Below are 8,406 nucleotides of genomic sequence, written 5' to 3'. Positions count from 1 at the left end.
CCTCCCCCCCCCCCCCCCCCCCCCCCCCCCCCCCCCCCCCCCCCCCCCCCGCCCCCCCCCCCCCCCCCCCCCCCCCCCTCCCCCCCCCCCCCCCCCCCCCCCGCCGCTCCTAACGTCCCTCCCATGACCCCTGACGACGCCTTCCCCACCGCCGAGACCCCCTCCACCGCCGGAACCGGCCCCTCCCCCGCCCCGGACTGCGTCGAGGTGCTGCCCCAGTTGCTGATGCTCCGCTTCCCCATCGGACAGGCCTATCTGTGGCGGGACTCCGACGACGACCTCACGCTGATCGACGCCGGGTGGGCGGGTGCGGCCCCGGCGATCGAGGCGGCGATACGCGGCCGGGGACTGCGCCCCGAGGCGCTGCGCCGGATCGTGCTGACCCACTGCCACCGCGACCATGTCGGCGCGGCCGGGGAGCTGGCCGCCCGGTACGGCGCCGAGGTGCTGGCCCACCCGGCCGACGCCCCGGTGGTACGGGGTGAGGCTCCCGTACCCGAACCGGTCCTGCTGGACTGGGAGGTGCCGCTGTACGCGCACGGGCTCACCGTCCCCGAGGCGCCGCCGACCCGGGTCGACCGCGAGGTGGTGGACGGGGAGGAACTGGGCTTCGGCGACGGGGCGCGGGTGGTGCACGGCCCGGGCCACACCGAGGGGTCCATCGCCGTCCATCTGCCGCGCCACGGCGTGCTGTTCACCGGTGACACGGTGGCCTCGGTGGGCCGGGTGGGGCTCGGTGTCTTCCATGTGGACCGCGAGCGGGCCAGGGCCTCGATGCGGCTCTTCGCCCAACTCGCCCCCACCACCGTCTGCTTCGGCCACGGCGACCCCCTCACCACGGACGCCGCCGCCCTGCGAGAGGCCGCCGAGCGGGACGCGACCTAGCAGCGTGCCGTCGCCGGCCCCCGCCCCGCCGCTCTCCCACTACTCAGTGATACCGTATAGCGGTACTCGGCAGCACGTAGTACCGACGGCTGAGGAGCATCCGCGATGGACGACCTGACGGAGATGTTGAAAGGCACGCTCGAAGGGTGCGTGCTCGAAATCATCGGCAGCGAGGAGACCTACGGGTACGCCATCACCCGCCGACTGAACGAGCTCGGCTTCGCCGATGTCATCGAGGGGACCGTGTACACCATCTTGCTGCGGCTGGAGCGGAACGGGCTCGTTCAGGTGGTGAAACGACCCTCCGGGATCGGTCCGCCGCGCAAGTTCTACACGCTCAACGACGCCGGCCGCGAGGAACTCGCGAAGTTCTGGGCGAAGTGGCAGTACCTCTCATCACGCATCGACCGGCTCAAGGAGGGCGGCAGATGAACTTCTGGGAGAAGGCCACCGGCAGCGATCTCACCAGGGAATGGAAGGCGTTCGAGGCCCGGGCCGATGTCCTGCCGGACGACCACCGGGCGGCGTGGGGCCAGATCATCGCCCACCTCTTCCCCTACGGGGACTTCACCGGTCGCAACCTGATGCCGATCCTCGACTCCGCCCTGGGGCTGCTCGAAGTAGCGGCGGCGGACGGCCAGAGCGTCCACGAGGTGCTCGGCGCGGACATCCAGGGCTTCTGCACCGCACTGGCCGGCGGCGCAGGGGCCCGGACCTACCGCGACCGGTGGCGCGAGCAGTTGAACAGGAACGTCGCGAGGAAACTGAGCCGGCTGGGAGGCTGACGTGGGCATCCAGGACATCATCGAAGGCAAGAAACAGTGGCGGGCGCACACGGCCCGGGTCAAGGCACTCCCGCCGGACTACCGGATCGTCTACGCGGAGATGCGGAAGTACCTGTTCAAGGTCGGGCCGATCAGCCTGCCCGACGGGCCCCTGCTCCCCGGGATCGTCGACTTCTTCGAGGAGGGCGCCGCCGCGGGCAAGGGAGTGGTGGAACTCATCGGCACCGACGTCGCCGCGTTCTGCGACGACCTGGTCAAGGACTCCCCCACCTACGCGGACGTCTACCAGGCATCCATCAGCCCGGAACCCGGCCCGGACGAGAAGTGACGCCCACCGCCCGGGTACGGGCCGCCGTCAAGGGCACCGCGTAACCGTCGACCGCCACCCCTCCGACCGGACCACCGGAGGCCTACCGGCGGGCTACCGTCGAGAAGGTCCCGAACGGCCCCTGGACGACCGCGCCGCGCCCCCGAAGCGTCCGCCGCCCAGGAGGACGCTCCCCTCGATCCCGTAACCGCACCTGTCATTCCACATCGCGCACCAACTCCCCCATGCCGACCGGGACTCCCGCCTCCAGGTTGAGCACCGTGCCGCTCTCCCGGGCCCGCAGGGCCCAGCGGAGCCGCTCGAAGCGGACCGGCGGCAGCATTCCGGCCGCCTCGCTCTCGGTGGCGAACCGCCAGCCACGCAGTTCCGCGCCCGGCAGCAGCAGTCGTGCGGCGCGGTCGGCGGCGATCCTGCCGCCGTCGAAGAGCAGCCGCAGTCCCCCGTAACCGGGAGGCCGCGGCCGCTCCCAGTCGACCACCAGCAGCCGGGGCACGGTGTCCAGGCGCAGCCCTATCTCCTCGGTGACCTCCCGCATCCCGGCGCGCGCCGGGGGTTCGCCCGCCTCGACGACGCCGCCGGGGAACTCCCAGCCCGGCTTGTAGGTCGGGTCGACCAGCAGCACCCGGTCCCGTTCGTCGAAGAGAAGCACCCCGGCCGCCAGGGTCTCGCCGGTCGGCTCGGGTGTCTGCACGATGCTGCATGCGCCTGCCTGTCCCCCGCGCACCGCGTCGGCGATGGCGCGCGCGGTCTCGGCGGGAGTGAGCCGGCCGTTGTCCACCGGGTAGGCGTCCCTCGCGAGCCAGCCGTCCCGGGCGGCCCGGTAGGGCTCGATGTGGTCGGCCGACCACTGGCGCACCCGCTCCTCGGTCTCGGGATCGCCGGGTGGGACCTCGCGGTCGGCGATCCGGGTGCGAAGGATCGTTTCGTCTGGCGTGAGCAGCACATGGTGCACCGGGATCCGCCGGGCGGCGAGCCCACCGAAGACCTCGTCGCGGTACTCCTGGCGCAGCAGGGTCATGGGCACCACGAGCACGCCGCCCACTTCGGCGAGCATGGCCGCGGCCGCGTCCACCACCATCCGCCGCCACATCGGCAGGTCCTGGTAGTCCATCACCTCGGCGAGCCGCTTGGGCGGCAGCAGCCGGCGCAGTGCTCCGCCGACGACCTCGGGGTCGTACAGGGTGCTGTCCGGGATCAACTCGACCAGTTCACGGGCGGCACTAGTCTTCCCGGCACCAAACGCACCGTTGATCCAGATGATCACGGTTCCCCCTCTTCGGTAGCCCCCAGAGGCTTGCCCGCAACACCCTGCCACGGAAACCCGCGCCGTCACGCGCCGGTCGCCCGCCAAAAGACTGCGACGGTATGTCGAGATGCCGGCGTGAGCCGTAACGCCGGGGGAACAAGCGTCGTTAGCACGGCCTCAGGAGTGGATCGAGCACCACAGGGGGTGCGGGATGCTGCGTACGGTGATGGAGAAGTTCCCGGCTGGAGGCCCGAGGGGCAGCTGGCCCGCGGAGGAGATGGCCCGGGCCTGCCGGGACGAGGGAATGGCCGCCAAGGTCGTCATGGACCTGGAGAACGACGCCTTCCTGGTCGTCGTCGAACGAGAAGCGGTACCGGCCGCGGCCGTGGGCTGACCCCACGTCACCCGCGCCCCTACCGGCGGCCGCCCTTCCGCTTTGGCGACCTCTCGCCATCCGTGCTCATCGGGCACTTCGGGCACCCCTCAGTTCGTTGCCCGAGAGAGAAGGAAGCGGCAGGGCGGCAAAGGCAGGGACGAGGGTGCCAGGGGCGGGGCCAGCCGCAAGGCGATCGGCGAGTGAAGGAAGAAGCGGTACCCAGGCCCTCAGGTCGCTGAAGAGCAAGCCCCGGGGGACCCCGGTCCTAGGACCGCAGGAGAGCCGGGAAAGCAATGCCCGAGCCCGAGGCCGCCGAAAAGCGGTACCCCAGCCCGGGGCCGCCGGAAAGCGGCGCCCGGGCCCAGGACCGTTGAAGAGCATGACCCGGGCTCAGCACCGCCGGAAGCAGGGCCGGGGCTCAGGGCCGCCGGAAAGCGGCGCCCGGGCCCGAGGCCGCTGAAGAGCAGTACCAGGCCTGAGCACCGCCGGAAGCAGGGCCGGGCCCCGGGGCCGCCGGAACGCGGGACCCGGGCCCGGCGGCGCCGAAGAGGGGTGCCCAGGGCTCAGGGTCACCGAAGAGTTCGGCGCTTACGCTCAGGCCCTAGGCCCAAGGTCGCCAAAGTGCAGGCCCTGGGCCCGAGCGTCACCAAATGGCGTGACCCGAGCCCAGGATCCCCGAGTACGGCCGCGCGGCCGGGGCCCGCCTACGGGCGGTGGGAGCAGGGCCCCGGGGCCCGGGGTGGCCGAAGAGCACGGCCTGGGGCCCCGGGGCCGCCGGAGAGCGGGCCCCGGGCTCAAGGTTGCCTGCCGAGCGGACCCCGGGCCCAGGGCCGCCGGAGAGCAGGACCCGGACTTAAGGATCGCCGGCCAAGCGGGCGCCGGGCACAGGGGCGCCAAACAGCAGGATCCGGGCCTCAGGGTCGCCCAACCAGCAGGACCGGGCCCAGACCGGGGAGTCGCGGCGCGGGTGGGCTGAGTGGGCTCGCCGAGCCGGCTCGCTGAGTCGGCTCGGGGCGGGGTCAGCCGGTGAGGCCGCCTACGCCGGCGGGCAGGCCGGGGTGGGGGTCTCGGTGCGCGGTGGCGGCGGCTGCGGCGCCGAGGAGGCCGGCGTCGGTGCCGGTGCGGGCGGGAGCGACGGACAGGTCGCGGACGAAGGAGAGGGTGGCGTAGTCGCGCAGGGCGCGCCGCAGCGGGGTGAAGAGCACATCGCCGGCGCCCGCGACTCCCCCGCCGACCACCGCGATGTCGATCTCGACCAGGGTGGCCGTCGCGGCGATACCGGCGGCCAGGGCCTGCGCGGCGCGTTCGAAGGAGGCCAGGGCCACCGGGTCGCCGGCGCGGGCGGCGGCGGCCACCCCGGCGGCGGTGGTGTCGCCGTCCGGGCCGGGGCGCCAGCCGTTCTCCAGGGCGCGGCGGGCGATGTGCGGGCCGCTGGCGATCCGTTCGACGCAGCCGCGGCCGCCGCAGGGGCACCGCTCGCCGTCGAGGTCGACGCTGATGTGGCCGATGTGCCCGGCGTTGCCCGTGGGCCCGGGGTGGAGGCGGCCGCCCAGGACCAGCCCGCCGCCCACGCCGGTGGACACCACCATGCAGAGCGCGTTGTCATGGCCGCGGGCGGCGCCCAGCCAGTGCTCGGCCGCGGCGATCGCCACCCCGTCACCGACCAGCCGCACCGGCAGCCGGCCACCGGCCGCCCGGTGGACCCGCTCCACCAGCGGGAAGTTCCGCCAGGCGGGCACGTTGACCGGGCTGACCGTGCCAGCGGAGGCGTCCACCGGCCCCGCGCTGCCGATTCCCACCGCCCGGACGTCCGGCCAGAGCGGGGAGGCGGTGAGCTCGGCGAGCACCGCCTCGACCGCACGGGCGACGGTCTCGCCGCTCTCCCCGGCCGGGGTCGGCCGCTGCGCCCGGACGAGGATCCCGCCGGCGCCGTCCACCAGCGCGCCGGCGATCTTGGTGCCGCCGATGTCCAGCGCGGCGACGAGCTCGGAATGCATGATGTCGGGTCCCCCGATGGGTGAAGTCGGTGCGAGGGCACCGGAGGGCGGTAGTCCGGTTCGCCCCGAGGAGCCTGCGGTGATCAATGGAGAACGGTACCGTCAGTCTCGCTTCTCCTGACAACGTTGTCCAGGGCCTATGCTTCGAGCCACACCGCCGATGACACGACACGACAGGACAGCGCACCGTGGCCGAGACCGTCCGCCGCTCCACCTCCCGCTACGGCAGCCGACCGACCATGAAGGATGTGGCCGCGCGCGCGGGCGTCGGGCTCAAGACGGTGTCCCGGGTGGTCAACGGCGAGGCGGGGGTCACCCAGGACACCGAGCGCCGGGTGCAGGAGGCCATCGAGGCGCTGGGCTTCCGGCGCAACGACAGCGCCCGGGTGCTGCGCAAGGGCCGCACCGCCACGGTGGGGCTGGTGCTGGAGGACCTGGCCGACCCGTTCTACGGGCCGCTCAGCCGGGCCGTGGAGGAGGTGGCCCGGGCGCACGGGGCGCTGCTGATCAACGGCTCCAGCGCGGAGGACCCGGAGCGGGAGCGGGAGTTGGCGCTCGCGCTGTGCGCGCGCCGGGTGGACGGGCTGATCGTGATCCCGGCCGGGTCGGACCACCGCTATCTGGAGCCGGAGATACGGGCCGGGGTGGCCACGGTCTTCGTGGACCGCCCGGCGGGGCGGATCGAGGCGGACGCGGTGCTCACCGACAGCTTCGGCGGCGCCCGGCAGGGGGTGGCGCATCTGATCGCGGGCGGCCACCGGCGGATCGGCTTCATCGGCGACCTGCCGCGGATCCATACGGCGGTGGAGCGGTTGCGGGGCTACCGGGCGGCGATGGAGGACGCGGAGCTGCCGGTGGCGGACGGCTGGGTGTCGCTGGGTCCGACCGATCCGGAGCGGGTGCGGGAGGCGGCCGCGGCGATGCTCTCCGGTCCGGAGCCGGTGACGGCGCTGTTCGCGGGGAACAACCGGGTGACGGTGACCGTGGTGCGGCTCCTGGCGGAGTGGGAGCGCCCGGTGGCCCTGGTGGGGTTCGACGACATCGAGCTGGCGGATCTGCTCGGCATCACCGTGGTGGCGCAGGACGCGGCGGCGCTGGGCCGTACGGCGGCGGAGCGGCTGTTCCGGCGGCTGGAGGGCTTCGATGACGCCCCGTCGCGTACGGAGCTGCCCACGGTGCTGCATGCGCGGGGTTCGGGCGAGGTGCCGCCGGCGGAGGACTGACGGCTGCCGGGGATGCGGGGCTGCGGAGGCCGCGATCACGGCGGCTGTCGCGGGCGCCGGTTGACGGCTGCTCCCCTGCCCCCAATGACGGTGACCGGTCGGCGGCTGACGGGCGTCGGCTGATGGCTGCTGCGGACCTCGGCTGACGGGGGCGAGGGGCCGTGTGCCCCTCCCTCGGCGCGGGGAGGGGCTGGGGGGCGGCGGTCAGCGGGTGTGGGTGGTCAGTTCGGCGCGGCGGGGGGCGGCGAAGGCGTCGAGGTCGGCGCGGGTGAGGCCGGTGTGCCGGGCGACTTCGGCGGTGTCGAGGGCGCCGCAGTCGATGCCGCGCAGCAGGTAGGAGCTGAGGGCCTTGGCGGTGGCGGGCTCGTCCATGACGTCGCCGCCGGCCCGGTTGGCGTAGGCGGCCAGGCGGGCGGCGGCCTGCTCGAAGCCCTCGCGGTAGAAGGCGAAGACGGCGGCGTACCGGGTGGGCAGGTGGCCCGGGTGCATGTCCCAGCCCTGGTAGTAGGCGCGGGCCAGGGCGCGGCGGGTGAGGCCGTAGTGGAGCCGCCAGGCGTCGTGGACCTTCTCGGTGGTGCCGACGGGCAGCACGTTGGTGGAGCCGTCGGAGACGCGTACGCCGGTGCCGGCGGCGGCGACCTGCATGATCGCCTTGGCGTGGTCGGCGGCGGGGTGGTCGCTGGCCTGGTACGCGGCGGAGACGCCGAGGCAGGCGCTGTAGTCGAAGGTGCCGTAGTGGAGGCCGGTGGCGCGGCCCTCGGCGGCGTCGATCATGCGGGCGACGGCGGCGGTGCCGTCGGCGGCCAGGATGGACTGGCTGGTCTCGATCTGGATCTCGAAGCCGATCCGGCCGGGTGCGAGGCCGCGGGCCTTCTCGAACTGCTCCAGGAGCCGGACCATCGCGGTGACCTGCTGGGGGTAGGTGACCTTGGGCAGGGTGAGGACCAGCCCCTCGGGCAGGCCGCCGGCCTCCATCAGGCCGGTGAGGAAGATGTCGAGGGTGCGGATGCCGCGGTCGCGTACGGCGGCTTCCATGCACTTCATGCGGATGCCCATGTACGGGGCGGCGGTGCCGGCGGCGTGGGCCTCGGCGATCAGCCGGGCGGCGCGGGCGGCGTGGCCGTCCTCGTCGTCGGGGGACGCGGGGGTGTAGCCGTCCTCGAAGTCGACCCGCAGGTCTTCGACGGGTTCGCGTTCCAGTTTGGCGCGGACGCGGGTGTGGATGTCGTCGGCGAGTGCGCCGGGCAGGCCGAGGACGGCGGCGAGGGTGCCGGCGTCGGGGGCGTGCTCGTCCAGGGCGGCGAGGGCGGCGTCACCCCAGGAGCGGGTGGTGTCGGCTGCGAAGGCGTCGCCGGGGACGTAGACGGTGTGGACCGGCTGCCGGGTGCCGGGGTCGCCGGGGTAGCGGCGGGCGAGCTCCTCGTCCACCGGGGCGAGGGAGGCGCTGATCTCCTCGCTGACCGCTCCGGTCAGGCTCGTCGCCGGCTTCTCCTGCTGACCCATTCCCACACCCTTCTCCGTGCCGCCGCCGCTGCTCATTGTCCTCGCGGGGCCGTGCTGTCTGCG

9 protein-coding genes are annotated in these 8,406 nt (G+C 73.9%); 6 read left to right on the top strand and 3 right to left on the bottom strand.

What is annotated here, in order from left to right; all coding sequences use genetic code 11:
- Positions 1-225 precede the first annotated feature (225 nt).
- From M1O15_RS29775 to M1O15_RS29760, 4 genes are all read left to right on the top strand, one after another.
- Positions 226-885, top strand: a complete 660-nt coding sequence (locus tag M1O15_RS29775) for an MBL fold metallo-hydrolase (protein WP_248637336.1) — start codon at positions 226-228, stop codon at positions 883-885.
- A gap of 105 nt (positions 886-990) precedes the next feature.
- A complete protein-coding gene (locus M1O15_RS29770) occupies positions 991-1,317 on the top strand; it encodes a PadR family transcriptional regulator (RefSeq protein WP_248637331.1) in 327 nt (108 codons plus the stop codon).
- The gene (locus tag M1O15_RS29765; RefSeq protein ID WP_248637330.1) at positions 1,314-1,670 is read left to right on the top strand and encodes a DUF1048 domain-containing protein; all 357 of its coding nucleotides are present in this window, start codon (positions 1,314-1,316) and stop codon (positions 1,668-1,670) included. The genes M1O15_RS29770 and M1O15_RS29765 overlap by 4 nt, the downstream gene beginning before the upstream one ends.
- A 1-nt stretch (position 1,671) precedes the next feature.
- Entirely contained in the window at positions 1,672-1,998 is a 327-nt protein-coding gene (locus tag M1O15_RS29760) for a DUF1048 domain-containing protein (protein ID WP_248637329.1), read from the top strand.
- A 196-nt stretch (positions 1,999-2,194) separates the two neighbouring features.
- Here M1O15_RS29760 and M1O15_RS29755 read toward each other — a convergent pair whose 3' ends face one another.
- The gene (locus M1O15_RS29755) at positions 2,195-3,262 is read right to left on the bottom strand and encodes an NUDIX hydrolase (protein ID WP_248637328.1); all 1,068 of its coding nucleotides are present in this window, start codon (positions 3,260-3,262) and stop codon (positions 2,195-2,197) included.
- 193 nt (positions 3,263-3,455) lie between these two features.
- Between M1O15_RS29755 and M1O15_RS29750 the strand changes: the two genes are divergently transcribed.
- Positions 3,456-3,638: a DUF8839 family protein gene (locus M1O15_RS29750; RefSeq protein ID WP_248637327.1), complete on the top strand. Its 183-nt coding sequence runs from the start codon at positions 3,456-3,458 to the stop codon at positions 3,636-3,638.
- A 1,001-nt stretch (positions 3,639-4,639) separates the two neighbouring features.
- Here the strand turns inward: M1O15_RS29750 and M1O15_RS29745 are convergent.
- On the bottom strand, positions 4,640-5,617 hold the full coding sequence (locus M1O15_RS29745) for an ROK family protein (protein ID WP_248637326.1): 978 nt from the start codon (positions 5,615-5,617) through the stop codon (positions 4,640-4,642).
- Positions 5,618-5,805: 188 nt separating this feature from the next.
- On the opposite strand from M1O15_RS29745, the gene M1O15_RS29740 reads away from it, so the two are divergent.
- Positions 5,806-6,840, top strand: coding sequence for a LacI family DNA-binding transcriptional regulator (locus tag M1O15_RS29740; RefSeq protein ID WP_248637325.1), 1,035 nt, complete (start codon positions 5,806-5,808; stop codon positions 6,838-6,840).
- A 204-nt stretch (positions 6,841-7,044) separates the two neighbouring features.
- Here the strand turns inward: M1O15_RS29740 and M1O15_RS29735 are convergent, their stop codons facing one another.
- Complete coding sequence (locus M1O15_RS29735) at positions 7,045-8,343, bottom strand: DUF6986 family protein (protein WP_248637324.1); 1,299 nt, start codon at positions 8,341-8,343, stop codon at positions 7,045-7,047.
- Between the last annotated feature and the right edge of the window lie 63 nt (positions 8,344-8,406).

Source organism: Streptomyces lichenis (genome assembly GCF_023218175.1).
Lineage (GTDB): Bacteria > Actinomycetota > Actinomycetes > Streptomycetales > Streptomycetaceae > Streptomyces > Streptomyces lichenis.
Note: the sequence above shows the minus strand (reverse complement) of the source record. Positions and strands in the feature narration are given on the sequence as shown.